At 72.5% G+C, this 25,831-nt stretch carries 21 protein-coding genes; 3 read left to right on the plus strand and 18 right to left on the minus strand.

The features are described 5' to 3' along the window. The 8 genes from AB0N07_RS36520 to AB0N07_RS36555 all read right to left on the minus strand — a co-directional run bounded on the left by AB0N07_RS36520 (position 1) and on the right by AB0N07_RS36555 (position 12,146). Positions 1-1,785, minus strand: a complete 1,785-nt coding sequence (locus AB0N07_RS36520; RefSeq protein WP_365842696.1) for an acyl-CoA dehydrogenase — start codon at positions 1,783-1,785, stop codon at positions 1-3. A gap of 9 nt (positions 1,786-1,794) precedes the next feature. Further along, positions 1,795-3,570, minus strand: coding sequence for an acyl-CoA dehydrogenase family protein (locus AB0N07_RS36525; RefSeq protein ID WP_365842698.1), 1,776 nt, complete (start codon positions 3,568-3,570; stop codon positions 1,795-1,797). A gap of 1 nt (position 3,571) precedes the next feature. Continuing rightward, positions 3,572-5,356 (minus strand): fatty acyl-AMP ligase, encoded by a 1,785-nt coding sequence (locus AB0N07_RS36530; protein ID WP_365842699.1) that lies wholly within the window; start codon positions 5,354-5,356, stop codon positions 3,572-3,574. A gap of 292 nt (positions 5,357-5,648) precedes the next feature. After that, a complete protein-coding gene (locus tag AB0N07_RS36535; protein WP_365842701.1) occupies positions 5,649-7,580 on the minus strand; it encodes an HAD-IIIC family phosphatase in 1,932 nt (643 codons plus the stop codon). Between the two features lie 41 nt (positions 7,581-7,621). After that, positions 7,622-8,338, minus strand: coding sequence for a hemerythrin domain-containing protein (locus AB0N07_RS36540; protein WP_365842703.1), 717 nt, complete (start codon positions 8,336-8,338; stop codon positions 7,622-7,624). A 108-nt stretch (positions 8,339-8,446) separates the two neighbouring features. Further along, on the minus strand, positions 8,447-9,061 hold the full coding sequence (locus AB0N07_RS36545) for an SRPBCC domain-containing protein (protein ID WP_365842705.1): 615 nt from the start codon (positions 9,059-9,061) through the stop codon (positions 8,447-8,449). Positions 9,062-9,063: 2 nt separating this feature from the next. After that, the gene (locus AB0N07_RS36550; RefSeq protein WP_365842707.1) at positions 9,064-9,696 is read right to left on the minus strand and encodes a TetR/AcrR family transcriptional regulator; all 633 of its coding nucleotides are present in this window, start codon (positions 9,694-9,696) and stop codon (positions 9,064-9,066) included. Between the two features lie 239 nt (positions 9,697-9,935). Continuing rightward, on the minus strand, positions 9,936-12,146 hold the full coding sequence (locus AB0N07_RS36555; protein ID WP_365842709.1) for an MMPL family transporter: 2,211 nt from the start codon (positions 12,144-12,146) through the stop codon (positions 9,936-9,938). Positions 12,147-12,307: 161 nt separating this feature from the next. Here AB0N07_RS36555 and AB0N07_RS36560 point away from each other — a divergent pair, with 161 nt between their 5' ends. Beyond that, positions 12,308-13,417: an amidohydrolase family protein gene (locus tag AB0N07_RS36560; protein WP_365842711.1), complete on the plus strand. Its 1,110-nt coding sequence runs from the start codon at positions 12,308-12,310 to the stop codon at positions 13,415-13,417. Further along, positions 13,414-13,818 carry a metal-sulfur cluster assembly factor gene (locus AB0N07_RS36565; protein ID WP_365842713.1) on the plus strand — a complete coding sequence of 135 codons (405 nt, stop codon included), beginning with the start codon at positions 13,414-13,416 and terminating at the stop codon, positions 13,816-13,818. Before AB0N07_RS36560 ends, AB0N07_RS36565 begins: the two co-directional genes overlap by 4 nt. Positions 13,819-14,022: 204 nt before the next feature. On the opposite strand, the gene AB0N07_RS36570 is transcribed toward AB0N07_RS36565, so the two are convergent. From AB0N07_RS36570 to AB0N07_RS36615, 10 genes are all read right to left on the minus strand, one after another. Next, on the minus strand, positions 14,023-14,631 hold the full coding sequence (locus AB0N07_RS36570; protein ID WP_365842715.1) for an NAD(P)H-dependent oxidoreductase: 609 nt from the start codon (positions 14,629-14,631) through the stop codon (positions 14,023-14,025). A 41-nt stretch (positions 14,632-14,672) separates the two neighbouring features. Beyond that, positions 14,673-15,947 (minus strand): FAD-dependent oxidoreductase, encoded by a 1,275-nt coding sequence (locus tag AB0N07_RS36575; RefSeq protein ID WP_365842717.1) that lies wholly within the window; start codon positions 15,945-15,947, stop codon positions 14,673-14,675. Next, complete coding sequence (locus AB0N07_RS36580) at positions 15,944-17,440, minus strand: aminotransferase class III-fold pyridoxal phosphate-dependent enzyme (protein WP_365842718.1); 1,497 nt, start codon at positions 17,438-17,440, stop codon at positions 15,944-15,946. Before AB0N07_RS36580 ends, AB0N07_RS36575 begins: the two co-directional genes overlap by 4 nt. Before the next feature lie 37 nt (positions 17,441-17,477). Then, positions 17,478-18,359, minus strand: a complete 882-nt coding sequence (locus AB0N07_RS36585) for a methyltransferase domain-containing protein (protein WP_365842720.1) — start codon at positions 18,357-18,359, stop codon at positions 17,478-17,480. A gap of 45 nt (positions 18,360-18,404) precedes the next feature. Further along, positions 18,405-19,505: a type III polyketide synthase gene (locus tag AB0N07_RS36590; RefSeq protein WP_365842722.1), complete on the minus strand. Its 1,101-nt coding sequence runs from the start codon at positions 19,503-19,505 to the stop codon at positions 18,405-18,407. Beyond that, positions 19,502-19,981: a hypothetical protein gene (locus AB0N07_RS36595; RefSeq protein WP_365842724.1), complete on the minus strand. Its 480-nt coding sequence runs from the start codon at positions 19,979-19,981 to the stop codon at positions 19,502-19,504. Before AB0N07_RS36595 ends, AB0N07_RS36590 begins: the two co-directional genes overlap by 4 nt. Positions 19,982-20,054: 73 nt before the next feature. Next, entirely contained in the window at positions 20,055-20,870 is an 816-nt protein-coding gene (gene ubiG, locus AB0N07_RS36600) for a bifunctional 2-polyprenyl-6-hydroxyphenol methylase/3-demethylubiquinol 3-O-methyltransferase UbiG (RefSeq protein ID WP_365842726.1), read from the minus strand. After that, positions 20,870-22,084, minus strand: a complete 1,215-nt coding sequence (locus tag AB0N07_RS36605; RefSeq protein WP_365842728.1) for an acyl-CoA dehydrogenase family protein — start codon at positions 22,082-22,084, stop codon at positions 20,870-20,872. Before AB0N07_RS36605 ends, ubiG begins: the two co-directional genes overlap by 1 nt. A 5-nt stretch (positions 22,085-22,089) precedes the next feature. Further along, positions 22,090-23,280, minus strand: coding sequence for an acyl-CoA dehydrogenase family protein (locus tag AB0N07_RS36610; RefSeq protein ID WP_365842730.1), 1,191 nt, complete (start codon positions 23,278-23,280; stop codon positions 22,090-22,092). Further along, complete coding sequence (locus AB0N07_RS36615) at positions 23,277-23,585, minus strand: hypothetical protein (protein WP_365842732.1); 309 nt, start codon at positions 23,583-23,585, stop codon at positions 23,277-23,279. The genes AB0N07_RS36610 and AB0N07_RS36615 overlap by 4 nt, the downstream gene beginning before the upstream one ends. 200 nt (positions 23,586-23,785) lie before the next feature. On the opposite strand from AB0N07_RS36615, the gene AB0N07_RS36620 reads away from it, so the two are divergent. Further along, entirely contained in the window at positions 23,786-25,312 is a 1,527-nt protein-coding gene (locus AB0N07_RS36620; RefSeq protein WP_365842734.1) for an MFS transporter, read from the plus strand. The last annotated feature ends 519 nt before the right edge of the window (positions 25,313-25,831 follow it).

Consider the following 25,831-nt stretch of genomic DNA (forward strand, 5'->3'; position numbering starts at 1 on the left):
TCAGCCGGCCAGCGGCGCGTTGTAGAGGTCGTAGCTGCGTGTCTCGTGGAAGCGGCGGAGCACCTCGTCGTGCAGCCGCGTCTCGCAGGAGTCGGGCAGGTCGGGGAGCTGGAGGCCGAGCCGTCGGCCCAGCCGGTGCAGTGCGGCCGCGAGCCAGGCCGGGTCGGCGAGGAAGGGGTCGTCGCCGTCCTGGGCCTGCTGCCACACGCCGATCACCGAGGCGGCGGCGAGCAGCACCGCGTACCGGTCGGCGAGGGCGAAGGCGGCCGGGCTGGCCAGGGCGGTGCGGTCCTGGGGAGCGAGGTTCAGGCTCCGCTGCTGGAGCCTGCGCAGCTCGTCCATGAAGCGCAGCGTGATGCCGTGCGCCGCCCGCTCCTCGGGGCTGCCGCTGGGCAGCAGGTCGACGGCGGCGACCAGCGAGGCGCTCAGCCCGTCGTGGCCGCCGGCCAGGGTGAGCCGCTCGAACGGGATGCCCGGCAGGTCCTCGCGCAGCCGGAACAGGGTGCCGGGCGCCGGATCGTCGCTGAACCAGGAGCGCCGGGCGAGCCGGTACAACTGCGGGATGATCGTGGCCTGGCAGGCCGCCGAGCCGGCGTGGCCGAGGCTGAGCACCGGCAGGTCGCGCACATGTTTCTGGAAGATCCCGAACTCGCCCTCGCGGACGTAGAAGCGAGCACCGAGCACGATCGACAGGTCGTACATCGCGTCGGTGAGCATCTTGGGCACCAGGTACTTGACGGCGGCCGCGTAGACGCTGGTCTCCTCCGGCAGCACGTGGACGGCGCGGGTCGCGGCCAGCGAGAGGCTGTCGCAGATCAGCAGGTCGAGGAAGGTGGTCGCCAGGGTCGACCGGGCGTGCGGGATCTCCATCACGGACTTGCGGTACAGCTGCCGGCCCAGCGCGAAGCCGACGACGGTGCGCAGGGCGGTGTCGGTGGCGCCGATCGCCATGCCGGGGACGGCGCTGCGGGTCACCTGGAAGGCGCGCAGGGCCAGTTCGACGCCCTTGCCCTCTTCGCCGACGAGCGCGGATGCGGGCACCGGGCAGTCGGTGAAGTCCAGGCCCGACAGATGGCAGCCGCGTACGCCGACCGCGCTGTAACGCGGCAGGATGCGGAACCGGTCCTGGTCGAGGTCGGCCCGCTCGGCGAGCACCACGGAGTGGCTGCGGCTGCCGGGGGCCGGGCTGGTACGGCTGAACAGCACCCAGGCGGCGGCCCGGTCGGCGTTGTTGATGACCTGCTTGGCACCGTTGAGGAGATAGCCGCCGTCGGCCGGCCGGGCCTGGAACTCGTTGCGCACGAAGTCGTTGCCGTGCGCCAGCTCGTGGTAGGCGACGGAGACCTTCTGCCCGTCGAGCAGCAGCTCGGCGAGGCGTCGCTGCTGCTCGGCGGTGCCCGAACTCCACACGTTGACGGCGGCCATGAACGAGGTCACGCCGTAGCCGAGGCCGAGCGCGATGTCGCGCCGGAAGACCTGCCGCATCACCCGTACCAGGGTGTCGATCCGCTCCAGCCGCCCACCGTGTTCGCATGGCACGAAGTCGGCGTTGAGCACCAGCTCGTCCAGGGCCCGTTCGCCCGGCTCGGACAGCTCGGCGCGCTCGTCGGCCTCCAGCAGCCTGGCGTACGACAGTTCGCCGTGCTCGTCCGTGGGGTCGCCCAGCCGCTTCTCCAGCTCGGCGATGCGGGCGACGACCCGGTCCTCCTGGCCGCCGGGCGGGTGCGGTCCCTGTCCTCCGGCGGACGCTCCGTGCGGCCCGGGGGCCGCGGTACCGATCAGCATGGCGTCCTCTCAGTTCCTTGCGGTTGTCGCATCGGCCACGGACTCGGCCGGCGCCCCGGGCAGCCGGTAGGGGTGCAGCGAGAAGAGTTCGCCGGAGCGCCGGGTGGTGATCAGGTGGTCGAGCAGCGCGTCGTACGCCTCGGCGTCTTCGGTGTCCGGCTCGCCCAGGCGGTGCAGCAGTCGGTCCAGCGCGGTGCGCAGCCACAGCCCGTCCCGCCACAGCGGTTCGGTGCCGGTGCCGGTGAACAGCGGTGCGCTGTGCGTCCACAGGCCGAGGCAGGCTGCTGCGGCGTGGCAGAGGGTGTAGCGGCGGGCGGTGTCGAACGCGGCGGGCGGTACGTCGCCGACCAGGCCCTGCCACCGCTCCATGTCGGTGTGCACGTCGTCGGCGACGGCCGCGATCCGCCGGGCCGCCTCGGCCACCCGGGTCAGGCCGGGCCGTTCCTCGGCCAGCGTGTGCAGCCGGGCCACGGAGGCGTCGAGCCCTGCCAGCACACCGCTGCCGTGACGGGCCACCAGTGACAGCCGGCTCGGGTCGAGCGCCGGCAGCGGCACGGACAGGTCGTACGCGGCCTGCGCACCGGCCAGGTCCCCGGTGCCGCGCCGCCTGCCGCGGACGAGTGAACGGAACTGGTTGACCAGGGAGTTGAGGTTGACCAGTGTGTTGCCGTCGAAGAGGCCGACGATGCGGTGGTCGCGTTCCACCTTCTGGAACATGCCGTCCGCGTGGACTCCCTTGAGGAAGGCGCGGGCGCCGAGCAGCCCGGTCAGCTGGGCGAGGACGTCCTCGGTGCCGCTGGGCAGCAGGTACTTGGTGACCGCCGCGGTGATGCTCATCTCGTCGGTCAGGGTGTGCACGGAGCGGGCGGCGACCGTCGCCAGTGCTTCGTGCACCAGGACGTCGGCGGCGGCGGTGCTCAGGGTCCGCCGGGCCTGCGGCAGGTCGATGAGCCGCCGGCCGTACAGCTCGCGCTGCTCGGCGAAGTCCTGGACGAGGCGCAGCCCGTGGTCGGCGGCGCCCAGCGACAGTGCGGCGCACATGGTGCGGGTCAGCTGCAGCGCCTTGAGCACGATCTCCAGGCCGGTGCCCTCGGTGCCGACGAGCGCGGACCGGTCGACCGGTGCGTCGTGGAAGGTGATGCCGGAGATGTCGGCGCCGCGGATGCCGTGGGTGTGCACCTTGGGCAGATGGCGGTAGTGGTCCTTGTCCAGTTCGCGCTTGTCGACGAGCAGGACGCTGAATCCGCGCGGGCCGCCGGCCGGGTCGGTGCGGGTGAGCAGGGACAGCAGGCTGCCCCGCGTGGCGTTGTTGATCAGCCACTTCTCGCCGCTGACCAGCCAGCCGGTGCCGCTGTCGGCGCCCCGCACCTCACCGGCCAGCAGATCGCTGCCGTGGGCACGTTCGGTCAGGCCGAGGGAGACGGGGACGCCGGCCCGGATGTCGGCGCCGAGCCGGGCCGCCTGCTCCGGCGTGCCGGCCACCCAGACACAGACGCCACCGAGATAGGTCTTGCCGTGTCCGACGGCGACGGTCAGGTCGCGGCGGGCGACGGCACGCATCACCTGGAGCAGTTGCTCGTAGTCGGTCAGCCGGCCGCCGTGCTCGACGGGGACGTAGTGCTCGGGCAGTCCCCAGTCGTCCAGGCGACGGCAGATGCCGGCCGGGAACTCCTCCTGCTCGTCCAGTTCGGCGCAGCGCGCGTGCGAGAACCAGCCACGGGGATCCTCGGGGTCGCCGAGGAACGCGTCCAGTTCCTCGGCGAGCCGGTAGGGCGTGTCGCGCATGTCAGACCGCCGGTGCGAGGGAGGAGCCGGTGGCGTCGGCGACGATGTGGCGGACCGCCGGTTCGAGCACCTCGTACAGCGGGGTGAGGGCGCCCTCCAGGAACAGCTTGCGCATCAGGGTGCGCTGGATCTTCCCGCTGGTGGTCTTGCGGACGGTGCCGGGCCGCACCAGGATCACGTTGCCCGCCGGGATCTGGAGTTCCTGGCCGAGCAGTCGCTGGATGCCGGTGGCGAGGCTGCGCAGATCGCTGGTGACGGCGCTCACCCGCACCTCCTGCACGACGACCAGGTGCTCCCGGTCGGTGTCCACGGTGAACACCGCGCCGGAGCCGATACCCAGTGCTTTGTCGGTCGACTGGACGGCCCGCTCGACGTCCTGCGGGTAGAGGTTGCGGCCGGCGAAGATGATCAGCTCCTTGAGGCGGCCGGTCACATACAGCTCGCCGTCCTCCAGGGCGCCCAGGTCGCCGGTGCGCAGCCAGCCGCCGGCGTCCTCGCCGCCCCTGCCGTCGGCGATGTGCGCGTCGAAGATCTCGACGTTGGTCAGCGGGCGCTTCCAGTAGCCGTCCGCGACGCTGTCGCCCTTGACCCAGATCTCGCCCACCGAGCCCTCGGGCTGCTCCCGGCGGCTGTCGGGGTCGACGATGCGCACGGTGAAATCGTGGATGACGCCGCTGCTGACCAGGGTGCGCACGGAGCTGCTGTCCTGCGGGTCGGCGAACCTGCCCTGCTCCAGGGCCGCGGGGTCGACGGTGCGGATCGCGGGGCGCCTTCCGCGCGGGGTGCCGGAGACCAGGAGGGTCGTCTCGGCCATGCCGTAGCAGGGGAAGAACGCCTCGGGCCGGAAGCCGGCCGGGGCGAAGCGCTCGGAGAACGCCTTGATGGTCTCGGCCCGGACCGGCTCGGCGCCGTTGCCCGCGCACTCCCAGCCTGACAGGTCGAGCCCGGCGAGCTGCTCGTCGGTGACCCGGCGCACGCACAGGTCGTACGCGAAGTTGGGGCCGCCGCCGAGGTTGGCGCCGTAGTCGGCGAACACCTTCAGCCAGCGCTGCGGGCGGCGCAGGAAGGAGACCGGGGACATCAGAACCGCGGAGCCGCCGACGTAGAGCGGGTGCAGCACATGCCCGATGAGGCCCATGTCGTGGTAGAAGGGCAGCCAGCCGCCGAACCGGGAGCGCGAACTCGTGCCGGCCGCCCGCTGGATGGCGGCCTCGTTGGCCAGCAGGTTGCGGTGCGAGACCATGACGCCCTTGGGGTCGCTGGTCGAGCCCGAGGTGTACTGCAGGAAGGCGAGGTGCTCCGGGTTCAGGTCCGGCACGGTGTAGGCGCCCGGGTCGCCGTACTCCGCGCTGTCGGTGGCGAGGCAGAGCACGTCGGTCATGCCCTCCGAGGCCAGCCAGGCGGAGATCTCCGGGGCGTTCGTGGAGTCGGTGAGAACGGCGCGGACCTCCGCGTCGCGCAGGATGCCGGAGACCCGGGTGAAGTGCTGGCCCTGTTCGGTGGGCAGCGGGGCGGGCACGGCGACGGAGCCGGCGTACAGGCATCCGGTGAACGCCTTGACGAAGTCGTTGCCCGACGGGTAAAGCAGCAGCACCTGCCGGCCGGCGGCGCCGTTCGCCTGGAGCCAGGAGGCGATGCGACGGGCGTCCTGGTCGAGTCCGGCGTACGAAAGGTGGTCCGGGGCCGATCCGTTGGCATCGTCCGGCAGGAAGATGAAGGCGTCCTCGGTACCGAGCTCGGCCGCACGATCCAGGACCAGTTCCGTAAAGGTTCGGAAGCTTGTCAACGTCTTTGCCTGACCTCTCCGAGATCCGCAGGCGTGGCGCCGGCGAGGGGTGTTGGGACGTTTTCGATGCTGGTGCGCACCGCTAAGGCGCCGCTTGCGCTGGGCACTTCGGGCGAACCGGCACCGCACATGGGCCTGCCGCCCGCCACGGGGGAATGGTGGGCGGCAGGCGTCGGGCGGATGGCGGGTGGGTTCCCGGCCCCGCCCGGGCGGGATGCGGCACGTCGCGACGGGGGACGTGGAACGCCGTGGCGCATCCGGGGGGCGGGCGGGGCCGGGAGGTTCGGCGGGCCTAGGGCAGGCGGGCGGCGAAGGTGGCGTCGAGGGTCACGTGGTCGGGGATCGGGGGGAGTTCGCCGAGAGTGTGGACGAAGTCCAGGGCGCCTTCCGGGGTTTCGCCGACGGTCGCGAAGCCGAGGGACGGGTAGAGGCCGCGCACCTTGTGGTTCTTCGCGGTGGGGCGGTACGCGGCCGACACCGACCGCGCTCCGGTGTCCCGGGCGTGGGCGAGGAGCGCGCCGAGCGCCGACTGCTCGATGCCGCGCGCGAAGACCCGGCAGCTCAGCAGGACGTTGTCGATGCGCAGTCCGTCGGCGGTGCGCTCCGCGAAGACCGCGCCGACCAGACCGTTGTCCCCGAAGCGGTCCCGGGAGCGGATCGCGAGGACCAGGTGCTCGGGAAGCTCCAGCAGCCGTCGCACGTCGGCGGGCTGCAGCCGGCGGGTGGTCAGGTTGAACTGGTTGGTGCGCAGGGTGATCTGGGAGATGCGGGCCACGTCCGGCTCCGTCACCGGGGACACCGTGACCCGTACGTCCAGGGCCCGGAGGTAGTCCTCCGGTGTGGCCGCCGAGTCCAGCAGTTCCCTGCGCCCCGCGTCCGCCCGGTACTGTCCGGCCCGCTGCCGGTCCGCCTCGGTCAGCTCCGGGGTGTCGAACCACCCGTCGGCCAGCAGCCGGTCGATGTGCAGCGCGGGCTCCTCGTCGAGGCGGACCAGGGCGACCTCGGGCAGGCTGGTGGCGACCAGACCGCACTCGAAGGGCGAGTCGTCGGCGAAGACCAGGCTGTCCGTGCCGAGGTTGAGCCGCCCGGCGATCTCGCGCAGATTGCCGTCCTTGGCCCGCCAGTTGGCGGTGACGCGGACGAAGTCGTCGGGGCGGAGCACCATGTCCGGATGGTCGGCCAGCACCCGCTCCACCGGCTCCTGGTCGTTCTTGCTGCACACCGCGAGCAGCACGCCCTGCGAGCCGAGTTGCCGGACCACCTTCTGGAAGGCGGCGAAGGCCTCTCCGCGATAGCTGCCGGCCATTGCGATGCCGTCCGGTCCGTCGTCGCCGAGGACGCCGTCCCACAGTGTGTTGTCGAGGTCGACGACGAGCACCTTCCTGGTCCGGCCGCGCACGACGCGGGCCAGATGGCCGATCTCGCGGGCGTACCGGCCGAGCAGTTCGGCGCCCAGGTGCTCCTTGGTGTAGACGGCGAGCCTGCTGTCCCGGACCGGCCCGGACTCGGCGACCAGTGGTTCCAGGTCGACCACGTGCACCCGCGCGTGCCGCAGGGCCAGCTTCAGCAGACCGGTGTTGAACTCCCGCCACAGCACGGACAGTTCGGTCCGCGAACGGTGGTCGACCAACTGCCGCAGCTGGCCGGTCAGCAGCGGCAGGGTGTTGAGGACCAGGGTTCCCGATCCCTCGCGGACGTACGTCTCGGCCAGCCGCTCGACGAGTTTCAGTTTCGCCGCCGCCAGCTCGGCGGCGTCCGACACCCGCCAGGGCGACGGGAGTTCGTCGAAGACGAGCTGGGCGTCCAGCAGGACCAGCGAGAGGTCGGTGTCCTGGGCGTAGAGCGGTCCGTCGGTGTCCTGGAGGTCACGCCGCCAGGAGTCGTGGTCGCCGAGGACGGCACGCAACGGGATTCCGTGCCGGGCGAGTTCGGCGGTGAGCGGGCCGGTGAGCGCGTCCAGGGTGCCGTGGCCCGACACGGTGACGGTCAGCGGCACCGCGTCGGGGTGGCGGGAGTGGATCGCGTCGGGGTCGACGCGGGCGAGCAGCCGGCCGGCGCGGGACAGGTCACCGGCCGCGGTGGGGCCGTGGGCGAGTACGGCGAGCAGCCCGGGCAGGGCCGGGAACTCCTCGGCGAGCCGGTCCGTGCGATGCAGGGTGCGGACGCGGTCCAGCGCCTCGTCCCGGTCGGCCGGCACGGGCCTGGTCGTTACGGGTGCGGTCACGGGCTCTTCCTCACTTCGCTGCCTTTGCTTGAGGCCTGGCGTCACTTCGCTGACGACTTCGACGGCGGCGAGGACACCTTCGCGCCGTGCGCCGTGCGGGTGCCGTGCAGTCGTGCCTTGGTGCGTCGGCGCAGGCGCGGACCGGCGATCAGGTAGATCAGCCGGACGGGTCCGGGCAGCCGGCCCAGGAACTCGTCCCGGCGGTCGTCACCGGCGGCCTCGCCGAGCGCGGCGAGCATGTAGAGCCGGTGCGCCTTGGGTACGGCGGCCCGGCCGCGTTCGCTGAGCACCGCCCACTCGGTCGCGGTGAACCGGCCCGGCACCAACGGCAGGATGTGCTCCTCCTCGTCGCCGAGGTGGGCGTCCAGCGCGGGCAGCAGCTCGGCGCAGGCGTCCGCGACGGTGTCCCGCAGCGCGGGGTCGGCGCTCTGACGCCAGTGCGGCAGTGCCGACTCCAGCCGGCCGAGGGCCTCGGCTATCCGCTCGTGCTGTTCCTCCATGCGGGCCGTCAGGGCCGGGTCGACGGCCGGGTCGGCCGCGAGCCTCGGCCAGACCAGTTCGTCCTCGGCGAGGTGATGCTCCGTCAGCACGGCGCCGAGCGCCGCGAGATGGTCCGCGACGACGGCGCTCCGCGCGCTGTCACCGGCGCCGACCTCCCGCACCAGTGTCACCGCGGCCGTGTACTCCTGCCTGAAGAGCCGGTGCACCACGATCATCTCGTCGGTGTCCGGCGCAGCCTGCCCGTTCCTGGCCGACATCTGTCTCACCTGGCCCTCGTGATCGGTACCTTGCGACCGGATCCTTTCCGGCCGCCCTTAAGTGGTTCTTGCGCCGGTCCGTCCGCGCGGGCCGGCAGCCGGTCGTGCTCAGCGCGGCGCCGACTCCACGCGCTTCTTCAGTGCCGTGTTCATCGCCCGGAACTGGGGCAGCGTCTCGTGGCGCAGCTTGCTCTCGGCGATGGGGACCAGGGCCCCGCTGAAGCTCTCGCTCTGGGTGAGCCGCACGATGCCGGGACCCGCGCGTTCGATCAGGAAGCGGTGCTCGCCGTCCACGAGCCAGCCGGGGCCGAGCTTTCCGAGCCAGCGCAGCTCACGGCCGGGCCGCGCCACGAGGACCTCGGGGTTGAACGTGGAGGTCCCACTCGGCTGCTCCAGCCGGTTGCGCATCCTCGCGCCGGCGCGCAGACGGCCGTCGTCGGAGGTGATCTCGGCCTTGGTCATGAAGGGATTCCACTGCGGATAGGCCGAGAAGTCGGTCAGGACCCTCCACACCTGTTCCGGTTCGGCCTTGATCTCGACGGACGCGGTGAGCCGTACCGGATGGGTATGGGTCCACAGCGTGTAGCTCCCGACGGCGGCGACCAGCGCGGCCGCGGAGAGCAGCGGCCACTTCCGGCGCCGGCGCGACTTCCCGGCCGGTGCCACGACGGAGGCGCTCGACATCATTGCGGGCGCGGTGCCGGTGGGGGGTGTCGGTGACATGGTCAGGTCCTCTCTGGACGGGGGGTGGCACCGGCTCCGGCCAGCGCGTGGTCGACCAGTTCCTCGACGTAGGCGGCGTCGATCGGCTCGCCAGTGACGAGGAGCCGGTAGTAGAGGGCTCCGGCCAGCTGGTCGAAGAGCACCGTGGACGAGGTGCCGGCACGCAGGGCGCCGCGCTCACGGGCCCGGTCGAGCAGCGCGAGGACGAGGGTGTTGCGCCGGGCGAACAGGCCCCGTACGGCCTCGCCCACGTCCGGGTGCCGGGCGGCAGCGGCGACCAGTTCGGCGATCACTCCGGCCGACCGGTCGTCGTGGTCGCCGGTCCGGCCGACCCGTCGCATCCGGTTGAGCCCGGTGACGATGGCGGTGAGGTAGACGTTCAGGTCGCCGCGGATGTCACCCGTGTCGTCGACCGGCACCTCGTCCTGGATCTTGGCGACGAGGGCGACCAGCAGATGGTCCTTGGTGGGCCAGCGACGGTAGAGCGTGGTCTTGGCGACCCCCGCCCGCACGGCCGCCTCGTCCATGACGAACTGGTCGTATCCCCGCGCGAACAGCAGCTCCCGTGCCGCTTCGAGGATCCGTCCGTCGGCGTCCTCGCTGCGGGGACGCCCTCTGCGTGCGGGGGCTGTCATGCGTCCGCTCCTTGTTCGTCGTCGTTGCGCCGGACCGTCTTTTCGCTACGGCCGTTTCGTTATTCAGGGTAGGAAGGGGCAGGGCATTTCCGCAACGCCCGTAGCGTAAATGGCCGGATCGGGACGGGCGCGCGGGGAACGCGGGGGGCGCGGGGGCGCACACACCACGGCCCGGAACCCGCCGATGCGAGCCCCGGGCCGTCCCCGTCCGCGCCCCCTGGCTGGTCCAGGGCGCCCGGTCAGGTCGTGCTCACCGCGGACCGCTGCGCCTGCTCCTGCTCCTGCGGTCCGGCGGCGGGCAGTGCGGCCTGTCCGGTCTCCGGCGGCTCCATGCGGTCCAGCCGCAGTCTCGTGTGCAGTCGGCGCAGCGGGCCGGGCGCCCACCAGTTGACGCTGCCGAGCAGCGCCATCAGTGAGGGCACCAGCAGCGCCCGCACCAGCGTCGCGTCGACCAGCACGGCGAACGCGGTGCCGAGTCCCAGCTCCTGCACGAAGACCAGCCGGGACAGCGCGAGCGCGCCCACCGCGAGGCAGAACAGCGCCGCTGCCGAGGTGACGATCGGCCCGGTTCTGGCGAGTCCCTCGGCCACGGCCTCACGGTCGTCGAGGCCCGCTCCCCTGCCCTCCTTGATCCGGCCGAGCAGGAAGACGTTGTAGTCCGTGGACAGGCCGAAGGCGAGGGCGAAGACGAGGACCGGAGTGGTCGCCTCGATGCCGTTCTGGGCCGTGAACCCGAGGTTGCCGTCCTGGAAGACCCAGACCAGGAACCCGAGCGCGGCACCGGTGGAGAGCGTGTTCATCAGCAGCGCCTTGAACGGCAGGATCACCGAACCGGAGAAGGCGAACAGCAGCACGAGGGTGATCAGCGCGAGGACGGCCGCGGCGAGCGGCACCTTGTCGCCGATGCTGGACTTCTGGGCGAGGAAGTCGGCGCTCACGCCGGTGTAGCGGGCGCGCACCGGTGCCGGAAGGTCCTGCACCTTCGCCGTAGCGTCCTTGGCCACGGTGCCGAGCGGGGTGCCGCGCAGCACGGCGTCGATCTCCCAGTGCCGCTCGTCGAGACGGAACGGGGCGCCCACCGACTCCACACCGGAGACGGCGCCGATCCGCTGCGCGTACGACGTCAGCGCCGCGCCGCCGGCCGGGGTGTCGAGGACGATCTGCAGCGGCGCGGCCGGCGGCTTCTCGAAGTCGGCGGCCAGGGCCCGGGACACCTTGCCCGCACTGGTCGAGGCGGGCAGCGTCGAGGGGTCGGCCCCGGTGAACTTCAGGCCGGCCACCGGCGCTGCGACGAGCAGCAGCACCGCCGTCGCCGCAATCGCGATCACCACCGGACGGCGCATCACGCCCGACGCGATCCGGTGCCATCGGTCGCCGGCCACGTCCCGTGTGGCGTTGTCGCGCTGCCAGCGGCGCGGCGCGAGGGAGTTGACCCGCCGCCCGAGCACCGCCAGCAGCGCGGGCAGCCCGAGCAGCGCGAACAGCGCCGCCGATACGACCGTGATGACGCCGGCGAGACCCATCGACCGCAGATACGGGTGCGGGAACACGGTGATCGCGGCCAGCGCCGCGGCCACCGTCAGGGAGCTGAAGAACACGGTCCGCCCGGCGCTCGCCACGGTCCGCGCGACGGCCTCGCGGCCCGGCCCGTGGACCGCCAGTTCCTCCCGGTAGCGGGAGACGATGAGCAGCCCGAAGTCGACCGCGAGGCCGAGGCCCAGGGCGAAGGCGAGGTTGAGCGCCCCCGTCGACACGTCCATGAACAGGGTGGCGACGCGCAGTCCCGCCAGGGTGAGCAGCAGGGTGACGACCGCACCGACGAGCGGCACCAGCGCGGCCACCACGCCCCGGAACACCAGGACGAGCAGGATGAGGATGAACGGCAGCGCGAGGCTCTCGGCCTTGGCGAGGTCCTCGTTGGACACCCGGGCGACCTGGACGTGGCCCGGCGTCGAACCGCCGAGCCAGGCCCTGCCCTTCAGCTCGGGGTCGTCCGCGATCGCCTTCTGGAGGTCCTTCTCCGCGTCGACGGTGTCCTTCTCCCGCATGGGGGCGACCGTGCCGAGGACGACCGTGCTGTGGGCGTCCCTGCTGATCAGCGCCGGGTCGGCCGCGGAGGCGAAGTCGACGACCTGCTTGACCTCGGGGCGCTCACGCAGCAGAGCGACCGCGGCGGCCACCGGGGCGGGCAGCGGGGCCTTGGGGTCGAGGGCCGCGTCGGTGCGCACGAGCACGGCGTAGCCCTGCTGGGCGTCCACGCCGGTGGCCTGCTGGATGATCCGGCGGGCCGCGACGTTGGGGCCGCCCGGGTCGTCGTAGTCGGAGAGTCCGTTGGTGAGTCTCTTGTCGACGCTGCCGCCGAAGAGGGCGGCAGCGACGGCGGCGAGAACCGCCAGTAACAGACTGACACGCCGCCTGACGTGCAGCGTGGAGCCCAGGGCAGAGAACATGGATCGTCACCTTCCGTCGGTGGTCCCAGTGTTCTGGCGACCGCTTTAGCCCCGCTGAAGGCGAGGGGCACAGACTCGGCCGCACGCGCTCGCCCAGGACCGCGCCGTGCGGTCCGCGCGGTCGGCCATCGCCCTGACGGGAGATCCAGTTGATCGACAACATGTTCGTGATTGACGCCACCGTGCACCCGTACAACGTGGCGGACAGCAATCTGCGCAAGGACGGCGAGTTCCCCAACCTGCACGCCTTCGCGCTGCGCGAGATGCTCTGGGGCATGCATGAGCGCTTCGCGACCGCGGGTTCCGGCATTCCGCGCGAGGTGTTCTGCACCGACTGGCCGCCGGAACTGCTCGCCTGGACCATGTTCACCGAGTCGGATGTGGACATGGCCGTCAACCACCGGCTGCGCATCGACAGCGTCTTCGAGGACGGTCTGTGCAACGGGGAGAAGAACCAGGTACTGGCCGAGAAGTGGCCCCGGCGGATCGTGCCCTACGCCGGTATCAACCCCGCGCTGGGCATCGACGCCTGTCTGCGCGACCTGCGCGAGCAGGTGGCGCGGGTGCCGGGCACCATCGGCATCAAGATGTACCCCAACGCCGGTTCCCCGGACGTGAGCTGGCGCCTGGACGACCCCTCTTTCACGCCGCTGTTCGAGCTCGCCAAGGAACTCGGCATCAAGATCATCGCGTTGCACAAGATCGTGCCCAACGGCCTGGTGCCGCTCGGCCCGTTCGGCATCGACGACCTCGAAGCGGTCGCCATCCGGCACATCGACCTCTCCTTCGAGATCGTGCACGCCGGCCTCCCGCCCTTCGTGGAGGAGGTCGCCATGGCACTGATGCGGCTGCCCAACGTCTACGCCAACCTGGAGATCACCTCGGCGATCCTGGCGCACGGCATGGGGTACGTGGAGGAGGCGCTGGCCCAGCTGATCTCGCTCGGCGGTGCGGAGAAGATCATCTACGCCTCCGGGGCACTGCACTTCCACCCGCAACCGGTGCTGGAGAAGATGGCACGGCTCACCTTCTCCGACCGGATCCTGGAGCGGTACGGCCTGGAGCAGATCACCCCCGAGCAGCGGGCGGCGTTCCTCGCCGGCAACTACGCGCGCATCGCGGGGATCGACCTGACCGCGGCGGCCGAGGGGATCCGGGACGACGAGTTCGCCCGGCACCGCGCGGAACACGGCGGGAACCGCCCGATGTGGACCTACTGGCGCGAGTCGCAGCCCGAGCTGTGGACGGCGACGGCCGGGGCGGCGTCGTGAGCGGCGCGGCCGCCGCGGTCCCGGCGACCGTCACACCGGAACAGGTGCACACGGCGCTGCACGAGGTGTACGACCCCTGCAGTCAGTCCTGGCAGCGGCCGATGAGCCTGGTCGATCTCGGCCTGGTGCGCGAGGTGGCGGTGGCCGACGACGGGCGGGCGACGGTGCGCATCAGTCTGACCGCGCCGTTCTGCATGGCGGTGCCGACCATCATGCAGTCGGTCGAGCAGAAGGTGGGCGCCGTCGAAGGGGTCACCGCGGTGACGGTCGAACTCGACGGCGGCACACCGTGGCGCCCCGAGCTGATGACGGACGAGGGCCGCGCGCTCCTGGCCGCGGCCCGCACCGAGGACCGCCGCACCCTGCCCCTCACCGCGATCCGTCCCACCGCCCCCGAGTAGCTCCACCGCACCACGGCGACCACCAGCAGGCCGGGCACTCCCTGAGGGAACCAGGGGAGGGAGTGCCCGGCCATCATGATGGGCGCCGCCCCGGCGACCCGGCACACACTCGTCGCCGCACACGCCGAGGCCCCCGGGGCAGGCCTGCAGCCGCCCCGGGGGCGTCGGACGTATCGTGTCGGCAGCGTCGGCGGTCCCGCCCGCCTACAGCGCCATCCCCGCCCCGGCCGCGACGGGCACGGCCTCCCTGTCGCCGCCCCGCCGCATACGGGCGAAGTCGAGGACCTGGTCGGTGAGGATGTCGAGGCGGCGGGCGGCGCGCGGGTCTTCGCAGGTGTCGGCGGGGGTGAACGCGGTACCCGCGGACACCACCACGCCCATCGGCACGGCCCAGCCGCGCAGCGCCTGCGCGGAGGCGCGCAGGGCGGCGAGCGCGGAGGCGCCGGCGACCTCGTTCCACGCCACGGTGAGACAGCCGACCGACCGACCGTCCAGATAGCCGGGCGAGTCGCCGGCCAGTGCCTCGGTGTGATCCAGCGCGTTCTTCAGCAGTCCGGACATGCCGCCGTGATAGGTGGGGCTGGCCAGCAGGACACCATCCGCGGCACGCAGCGCGGCCAGCAGCCGCAGCTCCGCCGCCGAGCGGGTGCCCGCCTCCGGGTCGTAGGGCGGCAGCACCAGTTCGGGCCCGCACAGCAGGGTGACCTCGGCGCCCGCCCGGCGGGCCCGCGCGGCGCAGCTGCGCAGTGCGGCCGCGGAGACCGAGCCGGCACGCAACGAGCCACCCAGGGCGGCGATTCGGATCGGACGCATGACAACTCCGTTTGTCTGTAGGGGGCTTGCCTGTCCCGCCGTCACAGCCTCCCGGCCGCGGCCTCGGCCGCCCGCGCCGCGCTGAGCACACACGCGTCGGCGAGCAGACCGCGCGGGCCGACCCAGTCGCCGGCGACGAACACTCCGGGATGACCGGGAACGCGCGGCCCGGGGCGGCCCGCCAGGCCACCGGACCGCGCCTCGGGTACGGCGGTCATGGTGGTGATCCGCGGCAGGAACCGTTCGTGGACGAGCACGTCGCGCCAGCCCGGTTGGCACAGATCGAGCAGTTCGTCCAGCCGCTTGCGCACCTCGGTCGCGCCCAGCCCGGCCCCGTCGTCGTAACGGGCCAGGTGGAGCACGGCGCCGCCCTGCGGGGCAAGGCGGGCGGACTGTGACACGACGGACAGGTAGAGGGGTTCGTCGACGCCGAAGACCAGGGTGCGGTGCGGGTCCGGCAGCCGGCTCAGGGCCACGTCGAGGCAGGCGGTGTGGAGGGACCGGCCGGGCGGAGCGGCCGGCTCGGGGTGGTCCAGCAGGCGGTTGGCCGCCCGCTGCGGCAGTCCCGCCAGCACCACGGTCCGGGCCCGGATCCCGCGCCCGTCCGCCATGGTCACCCGCGGCCGTGCCCCGCCCTCGACCGCCGTGACCCGGCTGCCGGTACGCGGTCGTACGCCCAGGCTCTCGGCGCGGGCGAGCAGCGCGTCCACGATCGTGCGCCAGCCGCCGTCGGCGTAGCGCACCCCGCGCCGTACGCCGGCGAAGTGCGCGGCCAGCGCCTCGGCGTCGATCATCTCGGGGCGGCCGACGTAGGCGCTGATGCGCAGCACGGCGAAGGCCGCCTCCCGGGCCCGCTCCGTGGGCAGGCGGTCGGCGAGCCACTGCGCGGCGTCCGTGCCGGCCAGCCAGGGGCGGCCCCGGGACAGGCCCAACAGCCGGGCCACGGCGATGCGTTCGCGCGGTGCGAGCAGTGCCGTGCGCAGTAACGGGCCGGGCGCGGCGTAGCCGGGGTGCAGGCGGCCCTCGCGCAGGGCGAGGGAGCCGGTGAGGTCCGGCTCACCGCCCGGGACCCGGACGCCCAGGGCGCGCAGTTCGTCCCGCGTGGTGCGGTACAGGGCGCGCGGCCCGAGACCCAGCCGGTAGCCGTGGTGTTCCGTGGTGCGGGCCCGGCCCCCGGGTTCGCCGCCCGCTTCGAGCAGCAGCACCCGGCGGCCGGACCCGGCGGCACGGGCCAGGCGGACGGCGGTGACCAGACCGGTGAGCCCGGCCCCGACGACCACGGCGTCCGCCCGCTCGTCGGATCCGCCGGCGCTCATGCCCCGTCGGCCCCGGGCAGGACGAACGGGAAGTCGTGCCGGCCGAGTTCGCGGGCCGCGTCGGTGACCGCGTCGACCAGGGCGTCCAGGTCCTCGGTGCTGTGCGCACCGCCGGTGAAGAGCATCGGCAGGCTGAGCGTGTAGAAGCCGCGCCGGCGCAGCATCAGGGTGAGCAGGAAGAAGGCGATCGGGTTCACCGCGCCCGCGAAAGTGCGGTAGTCGTCGTAGCTCTCCTTCTCCAGGAAGCCGAACGAGCCGATGAAGTCGCCGAATCCGACCAGGCGCAGCGGGATGCCGGTCTCGTCGCGGAAGCCGGCCAGGCGCCGCTGGATGCCGTCGACCTTGGCCCGGGTCTCGGTGTAGTAGGTGTCGCGCTGCTCGTGCAGCAGCCGCAGGCTGGCGTACGAGGCGGACAGCGCCAGGTGGTTGCCGGCGTGGGTGGTCTGCACACAGGTCTTGCGGCCGATGTCGGTCAGCGGCAGACCGGAGGTCTGGGTGTGGTCCAGCAGCGCCGCCCGGCCGCCGACGGCGGACAGCGGGATGCCGAGGCCGCTGAGGACCTTGCCGTAGGTGTACAGGTCGGCCTCGATGCCGAAGTGGGCGGCGGCACCGCCGGGGCCGAACCGGAAGCCGGTGAGCACCTCGTCGAGGACGAACGGGATCCGCAGCGCCCGGCACCGCTCGGACACGGACCGCAGCAGCGGGACGGTGTGCTCGACGAACGGGAACGAGGAGGACGCCGCCTCGGTGATCACGCAGGCGAGCTCGTTCCTGTGACGCTCGATCAGTTCCAGTGCGCGCGCGGGGTCGTTGGGCAGGACGAGCAGATCGCGCGGTTCGGCCACCGGTACCCCGGTGAGCGCGGACTGCCGCTCGATGCCGCCGTCGGGCGCGTTGCCGGGGAAGGGGTGGGTCGGGTGGCCGTGGTACCAGAAGGCGGTGTTGTGCATGCCCAGGTCGTGCACGCCGTGCAGGGACCCCTCGAACTTGGCCACCATCCGCCGGCCGGTGTGCGCCCGGGCGAGCCGGATGGCGGCGGCGGTGGCGTCGGTGCCGGAGTTGAGGAAGGCGAACTTCTCGCAGTGCGGCACGAACTCACCGAGCAGATCGACGAGTTGGGCCTCGACCGGGTGGCAGTAGCCGTTGCCGGTGGTGGCGGCGAGCTGCTCGCGTACGTACTCCACGACCGGCTCGGGGCTGTGTCCGTGCAGCGCCTGGGCGCCGAAGCCGAGATGGCAGTCGACGTAGGTGTTGCCGTCGGCGTCGAGGATGCGGCTGCCGTGCGCCTCCCGCACCACGAGCGGGAACTGCGGGGAGTGGAAGGGCCAGAAGACATGGGTGGCGGCGTCGCGGGCGCGCAGCTTCTCGGTGGCGGCGGTCGAGGCCTGCTGGCGCTCGGCGAGCTCGGCGAACAGGTCGATCAGCCACTGCTGGGAGAGCAGTTCGGCGACCAGTGACTCGACGGACGCCGTGGGAGCGGCAGTTGTCGTCATCGTCAGCTCCAGGAGGAAAGGTGGGATGGGCGCCGGATCACAGCGGCTTGGTCGCGCGCAGCACGCCGTAGCGCATCACACCGCGCTCGTAGGCCTGCTTCATCAGCGGTACGGAGTTGAGGAACCGGAAGATGTCCATGCCCTTGGCGCGGACCAGCTTCCAGATCATGGAGGGGTCGCGGACCACCGGCTTGACGATGTCGGTGGACAGCTTCCAGGTGTCCCAGACCCGCTCCGACCAGTCGGCGGTGCGGATGCCGGTGAGGCCCAGCTCGTCGGCGAGGACGCCGTACCGGTCGAGGGGCAGCACGTGGGAGACCACGAAGTCGCGGTAGATGCGGTGCAGCAGCCGGGTCTCGTCGGGGGCGAGCGCGTCGTCGCGGGCGCACCAGGTGGCGACCAGGAGCGTGCCGCCCGGCTTGAGGACGCGCAGGCACTCGGCCAGGAACGCCCTCTTGTCGGGCATCAGCTCGCAGCTCTCCAGCGCCCACACCACGTCGAAGGTGTCGTCCGGGTAGTCGGTGTGCATGGCGTCCATCAGCCGGAACGTGGTGCGGTCCGCGACCCCGGCCTCGTCGGCCTTGGTCTCGGCCCGTCCGATCTGCTCGGCGCTGATGGTGATGCCGTCCACCGTGCAGCCGAGCCGTGCGGCGAGGTGGACGGCGGAGGCGCCGATGCCGCAGCCGGCGTCCAGCACCCGGGCGCCCTCGGGCACCGGGCCGAACGCGATCAGCTCCTCGACGAGGCGCACCTGGGCGGCGTGCCGTCCGGGGTCGGGCTCCGACTCGGCCCAGTACCCGTGGTGGATGTGCTCTCCCCACAGGTCCTCGTACAGTTCGATCAGTCCGTCGTAGTGGTCCTTGATCGCGGCGTGCAGGTCGGGGGTGGTCCAGCGGGGTTCGAGTGCACTCGTCGTCATGGCGGGGTGTCCCATCGGGATCGGGGTTCGGGGAGCGCGGCTGGATCAGAAGCGGACGAGCGCGGACTCCATGGTCAGCCCCGGGCCGAACGCCATGAGGACGGCTCGCTCGCCCGGCGCGGGCCGCGAGGTGCGCAGGATCCGGTCCAGGATCAGCAGAATGGTGGCCGAGGAGCAGTTGCCGTTCTCGGCGAGCACCGCCCGGGAGGGGGCGAGCTGTTCGGGCGTGAGGTCCAGCTTCTCCCCCACGAAGTCGATGATCTTCGGCCCTCCGGGGTGCACGCCCCAGTGCTGTACGTCGCCGACGTCGAGGCCGTGCGGGGCGAGCAGCCGTTTGACGAACGGCTCGATGCTCTCGGCGAGGTAGAACGGCACATACGGGGAGAGCGTCATCCGAAACGCGAGGTCCTCGATGTGCCAGCTCATGGCGTGCGTGGTCTCGGGGTGGGTCTCGGTGTGCGTGCCGAGGAACACCGGCCCGGGCCCGCCGTCGTCGGCGCCCAGCAGCGTCATGGCGCCGGCGTCCCCGAACAGGGCGTTGACGACGGCCTGTTCGGCCGTGAACTCGGGCCGGTGATGGACGGAGCAGACCTCGGCGGAGCCGGCCAGGACCAGTTCGCCGGGCCGGGCGGCCAGGGCGTCGAAGGCAGTCTTGAGCACGTTGAAGGCGGCGTTGCAGCCCATGTGCCCGATGAAGGTGCGCCGCAGGTCCTGGCGGAGCTCGAACTCCTTGGCCAGCAGGATGTCCGGGGTGGGGCCCGCGTATCCGGTGCAGCTGGCCATCACGAACGTGCCGATCCGCTCGCGGAGTTCGTCCGCCGCGTCCTCGAGGACCCCGCCCACCGTGGTGCGGCTCATCGCGAGGACGTTCTCCTCCCAGGCCGCCATGCGCGGCTTGATGGTCGGGAAGCCGTCGGTGTAGGCGGTGCGCGGGTCCCACGCCATGTGCCGCTGGGACACCCCGGAACCGCGGAAGATCTCCTCGGCCTTGGGCACGTCCCGGTACACCTCGCGGTAGTACGCGTCGAAGGCGCTCTGCTGCGGTACGACGGTGTCGGGCGCGGCGGTGCGCAGCGCCAGCAGCTTCGCCACCCCGCGGGCCGCGGTCGGTCCGGCAGCGGCCGGCTCCTCGGTCACGGTCGTCATGCCGCCGCCCTCGCGCCCGATTCCAGCCGGTCCTTGATGGCGGCGAGGAATCCTTCGGTGACCTGGTCGCTCTGCTGCCGGGCGAACGGCTCGACCAGCGGCAGCACGACGGGCGCGATCTCCACGTCGGCCTCGGAGCGTGTGTCGATCTCCAGGTAGGTGGTGCCGGGGTCGTTGCCCGGCGTGGTGCGGAACTCGCCCCAGGAGCGGAAGTTGTGCACGCCGACCGGCTCCCAGCGGATCCGGGCGGGGTCGCTGGTGTCGAAGCGGGCGCGGTGGTCGGGGGTGTGGCTGACGGCACCGTTGGAGATGGTGGCCAGCACGTAGTGGTAGATGCCGTCGCCCTCGGCGGTGAGGCTTTCCACGCCGGGCATCAGCAGACCGCAGCCCACCACGTCGAGCAGGAGCTGTCGTACGGCGGCGGGCTCGGCCCCGACTTCGGTGCCGGCGACGCTGGCGGAGCGTATGGAGACCATGGCTGTCCTGTCCTTGGCAAGGTGCTCGCGGGGTTTTCGCGGGGTTGTTCGCGGGAAGGGTGCGGCGCCGGGTTCAGCCGGCTGCGGCAGCCGACGGGCCGGTTTTGACGGCGTGCCCGATGTAGCTGGCCGAGACGTCGCCGGTGAGCGTGAAGTCGCCCAGCCGGCGGTGGCGCAGCAGGCCGGGCAGCAGCGCGGGCAGCGGACGGGACGGGCCGAGGCCACGGGTCTCCGCCAGCCGTATCCCGGCGTTGCCGAGCAGTGCGCGCAGCTCGGCGGGACGGATGAACATCTTCCAGTTGTGCGTGCCCGGTTTGATGATGCCGAGCAGCTTCTCGGCGACCAGGATGAGCAGCAGGTAGCTGCGGACGGTCCGGTTGACGGTGTCGAAAAGGAGCACACCGCCCGGGACGAGCAGCCGCTCGATCTCGGTGAGGGCGGCGGGCAGGTCGTGGAAGTGCTCCAGCACGTCGGAGGCGACGACCGCCTCGGCACAGCCGTCCGGAAGTCCGGTGCCGTAGGCGGAGCCGACCTGGTAGGTCACCTCGACCCCGGAGGCGGCCGCATGCCTGCGGGCCGCCTCGACCGTGCCCGGCGACAGGTCGATGCCGGTGACCCGGTAGCCGCGGGCGGCGAGGTTCTCGGCGACCAGGCCGCCACCGCAGCCCAGGTCGACGACACGGATCGCGTCGGCCGGGCGGTCGGGATAACGGGCCTTGAGGATCCGGTCGAAGTAGCCGGTGCGGGCCGGGTTCATCTCGTGCAGGGCCCGCAGCGGTCCCTCGGTGTTCCACCAGTCGTCGCCCACCTCCTCGTAGTACTCGTTGTCGATCGGCACCCGGCTCGGGTCCAGCGCGCCGCTGCGGTCCGTGGTCGTGGAGGTCGCCATCACACCCACCTCGGGGTCTCGACCGGGCTGATGCCCAGGGTGGCCTTGCCGATGAACTCGCGGGCCATGTCATTGGTGAACGGCAGCAGCGGGCCGGCCTTGACGTCCCGCCAGATCTGGCCGATGCGGGAGCCCTCCCGGATGCCGGAACCGCCGATCACCTCGAAGGCGGTGGCCACGACGTGCTCGGCCTCGTTGGTGATGTAGTACTTCGGTACGCAGGTGTCGGCGACGAACGCGGGCAGGTCCTCGCCCGGGTCCACGTGCCGGGTCGCGTACTCGGTCAGCAGGGCGTCCATGGTGGCCAGCGAGGAGCGCATCCGGGCCACCGCGAACTGGATGCCGGGCAGCCGGGCGAGATCGGCGACGGCGGTCGTGGACCGGCCCCGGGTGCGCTCGACGGCCAGTTCGTACGCCCGCTCCGCGAGACCCAGGAAGACGGCCGCGAAGCAGTAGTGGCCCCACTGCTGACGAGCCATCACGAACAGCGGGGTCAGCCCGTCGGGGAACACCGAGTCGTCGGCGTCGACGTGCAGCGCGTCCAGTTTCAGCGAGTGGGAGCCGGTCGACGGCAGCGCGAAACCGCTCCACCGGGAGACCACCTCGATGCCGTGCTCCGGCTTCTCGACGAAGAAGGCGGCGAGGTTGAACGGCGGCTCCAGGTGCTCGTCGTCCAGGCCCGCCGTGACCACCAGGTGCGTGGCCGCGTCGTAGCCGGTGGCGAAGTGCTTGAGCCCGTCCAGGACGAACCCGTCCGGGATGCGGCGGGCCGTCGTCGAGGGCCGCACCCAGTTGCCGCCCGAGCCCTCGTCGGTGAACGGCCCGACGACGAACGCCCCGTCGCGCACCGCGCCGAACATCCGCTCGCGCACGGCCACGCTCAGGTCGCTGCGCATCGAGCCGGTCAGCACGGCGTGGATGGCTAGCGTGAACGCGGTGGAGCCGCAACCGCCGGCGATGATCCTCAGCAGCCGGGTGTTCTCCTCCAGGGTGGCCTCCAGACCACCCATGTCCCCAGGGACGTTGACCGCGGTGATCCCGGCCTCGACGAGGTCGCGGATGTTGCGGCCGACGAACTCGCCGGAGTCGTACCCCTCCTTGGCCCGCTCCTCGAACCGGCCGGCGAGTTCGCGCGCCGTGTCCTCCAACCGGGCCCAGCGCGCGGCCCGTTCGGTGTCGTCGACGGTGGTGGTGGCGTGTACGGCGGTGGCCATGGCGCTCAGCCCTCCCAGCGGGGTTCGGCGAAGACCGGCACTCCGAGCGCGTGCTTGCCCGCCCACTCGGCGGTCACGTCGGAGTTCGGCGGAACGAGCAGCCCGGCCACCACGTCCCGGTAGGCGCGCTGCAGCGGGTGCCCGGACAGCAGCGCGGAACCGCCCTGGACCTGCATCGCGAGCACGACCACCTCGTGCGCGAGGCGGGCGACGCTGTTCTTCATCACACTCATCTCGATGTAGTGGCCGAGCGGATCGGCGGCGATCGCGGTGTCATGGTCGGCGCGCACCGCCTGGTACAGGTGCGCCTCGGCGGCCGCGAGCCGGGTCCTCATCTCGGCGACGCGGAACTGCACGCCCGGCAGATGGGCGACGGTCCGGTCGAGCACGTGCAGGGTGCGGCCGCGCTGTTCGGCCACGACCTGCTCCAGGGCGCCGCGCGCGATGCCGAGGAACACGGAGGCGAAGCTGCACCAGGCCCAGTGCACGCCCTGCATGAACATCAGCGACAGCGCACCGGGCCGGCCGACCATCCGGTCCTCGGCCACGAACAGGTTGTCCAGGAGCAGCGAGTGGCTGCCGGTGGCCCGCATGCCCGCCGCGTCCCACTCGGCGGTGACGGTGACCCCGCACTCCGGCTTGGGGACAAGGAAGCCGACCGGCTCGGGCAGTCCGCGGTCGTCGGTGCGGGCCGCGGAGAGAAAGAGCAGGTCGGCGGCCGGGTATCCGGTGAAGAACCCCTTGCGCCCGTTGAGCACGTAACCGCCCGGGGCCGGCTCGGCCTTGGTGGTGGGGTGCCACCAGTTGCCGCCGACGCCGGGCTCGCTGAAGCCGCCCGCGATGACCGCGCCCTCATGGGCGATCGCCCGGTAGGCCTGCTCGGCGGCCGGGCCGCCGATGCCCGCGATCATGGCGATGCCGTGGACGTGCATGTTGACGGCGAAGGAGGTGCTCGCACAGCCGGTGGCCAGCGTCTCCTGCGCCCGGCACAACTCCTCGAGACCGGCTCCCCCGCCGCCGTACTCGCGGGGCACGGTCATCGCGGTGTAGCCGGAGTCGACGAGTTCGCGGAAGTTCTCGTGCGGGAAGCTGCCGTCCGCGTCGTGCTGCCGGGCCCGCTCGGCGAAACGCCCGGCAAGTTCGGTGGCGAGAGCAACGTAGTCGGTGCGCGCCGGCGCCTGGGTGGTGACGGTCATCGCGCGCTCCCCGCCACCAGCGGCTGCGGCGCGTCCTCCGGCAGCACCAGGGCCAGGTACCGGACGAGGCTGCCGACGGTGTCGCCCTCGGCGCGGGTCGCCAGGGCCAGCCAGTCCGCGATCTCGACCTCCCCGTACACCTCCCGGATGCGCTCGAAGAGCTCGGCGAGGTCCACCGAGTCCAGGCCGAGGTCGCCGGTGAGCCGGGAGCGCTCGGTGACCTGGCGGCCCGCGGTCTCGGGGCGTACGGCGACGAGTTGCTCGATCAGGGTCGTCATGAAGGCTTGTGCCCGGTCGTCCTGCACATCCACTCCTGGAAGTCCTGGAAGCCTCGGAAAGTCGCTGCCTGCGGGTGCCTGCGGCCAGCCATGTTTGTGGCGGTGGCTGTAGCGGCGGTTGCGCCGCGGGCCGGGGACGCGCTCAACCACGGCTTCAGTGCGGAGCACCAGGCTGTGGCCGGGTGCACGCCGTCGTGGCGCCCGCTCGCCGGCCCGAGGAGACCTCGATGCAGGACGCGATGCAGTCGTACGAGAAGCAGGCGCCGCCGCCCCCGGAGGAGCCGCCGGACCCGCGGCGCTGGTGGGTGCTCGGGGTGCTGTCCCTCGCCCTCTTCGTGATCATCCTCAACAACGGTCTGCTCAATGTCGCCCTGCCCAGCGTGATGCGGGACCTGCACGCGGGCATCGGCACCACGCAGTGGATCGTCGACGGCTATGCGCTGGTCTTCGCGGCCTGCCTGCTCACCGCGGGCACGCTGTCCGACCGCTACGGCCGCAAGCGGGCCACTCTCCTCGGCGCGGCCCTGTTCGGCGCGGGCACCCTGGTCGCGCTCGCCGCGCGGGACGCCGGGCAGCTGGTCGCGGCCCGGGCCGTGATGGGCGTGGCCGCGGCGCTCGTGATGCCGGGCACCCTGTCGATCCTGGTGAACGCGTTCCCGGAGCGGGAGCGGGCGCGGGCGATCGCCGTGTGGGGCGCCACCTCCGCGCTCGGCGTGGCCGCGGGACCGGTGCTCGGCGGCGCGCTCGTCGCGCACTTCTGGTGGGGTTCGGTCTTCCTGGTGAACCTGCTGCCGGTGGCCGTCGTGCTCGTGGCCGGCGCGGTCCTGCTGCCGGAGTCGGCGGCACCCGTGCCGCGTCCGGCGGACCCGGTGGGCGCCGGCCTGGGCTCGGCCGCGATGGTGGGCCTGGTCTACGGCGCCATCCACGCCTCGGGAGAGGGGTGGACCTCAGCGCCGGTGCTCGGGGCGTTCGGGGCGGCGCTGCTCGCCGGCGGCGCGTTCGCAGGGTGGGAGCGGCGGCATCCGAGCCCCATGGTGGACTTCGCGCTGCTGCGCCGGCCCGCCTTCCTGGGGGCCGCCGCGGGCAACATGCTGCTGTTCAGCGGCATGGCCGGCACTCTGTTCGTGCTGACCCAGTTCCTCCAGTTCGGCCTCGGATACACCCCGCTGCGGGCCGGCCTCTCGGTGGCCCCCGTGGCGATCGCGGTCGGCGTCGGCTCGGCGCTGTCCCCCTGGGCCGCCCGCCGCACCGGCCCGCGCGGCGCGGTGACAGGAGGGCTGGCCCTCAGCGCCCTGGGCATCCTGTCGCTCGCCGCGGCCGACGCCTACCCCGGCATCCTGCTGAGCCTGCTCCTGATGGGCATCGGCGTCGGAGTGGCGCTCGCACCCGCGACGGACACCGTGCTGACGCTGGTCCCTCCGGAACGCTCGGGCAATGCGGCCGCGCTGAACGACACCATGCAGGAGCTGGGCAACGCGGTGGGCGTGGCGGTGGTCGGCACGGTACTGGCCCGCGAGTCCGGCACCCACCTCGCCACCGGGGCGACGGGCGACCGCATCGAGCACGCCGCGTCGTCGGCCTTCACGGCCGCGGCCGTGATCGTCTCGGTCGGCGCACTGCTCTCGGGCCTGCTGCTACCAGGCCCGCGCCGCCGCAGCACCGAGGGGGCGGACGCCGCCGGACGCACCCTGGAAGGGCCGTTGTCCGACGCGGCGGGCACGGGCCGGGGCACCCGCGGGGACGCGGCGGCCTAGGGGCCTGTCGTTTGGATCAGGTCGGCTATGGCCAACAGCGCTTCCCGGCTGCCCCGAGCGGGGTCATGGGGGTCTCCGAGGGACGGGAGACCCACCTGTCAATAACGTCCGTCAGTTTTAGACCTGGCCTCGGCAACGCATCCGGACAGGACCACGCAGACGCCACGTCCCGGCCCACCCCTGGCACGCCCCCTCCTCCACCGGGTCACCCCCGAAGGCCGCACTCCTACCCGCCAAGCGCACCCCGGGACACCCGCGGAGACACCACGGCCCAGCCCATCCGGCGCTCACGCCGCCTCCCTCACCGGACCACCTCCGTAAGGCACACTCCAACCCGCCGGGCACGCCCCAGAGCACCCGCCGAGAGGCAGCGACCCGGCGTCCGACCTCCGACACGCCTGCGCCGCCTCTCACAGCGAGCTCAGGGCACACGACGGCACCGGGCCCCCGCCGGGGCGGTGCGCCCGTTCCGGGGGGGGCCCGGGGTTGGTGCGGGGGCCGCGGCGCGCCGGGGCCCCG

This window comes from Streptomyces sp. NPDC051172 (assembly GCF_040682555.1).
Classification (GTDB): domain Bacteria; phylum Actinomycetota; class Actinomycetes; order Streptomycetales; family Streptomycetaceae; genus Streptomyces.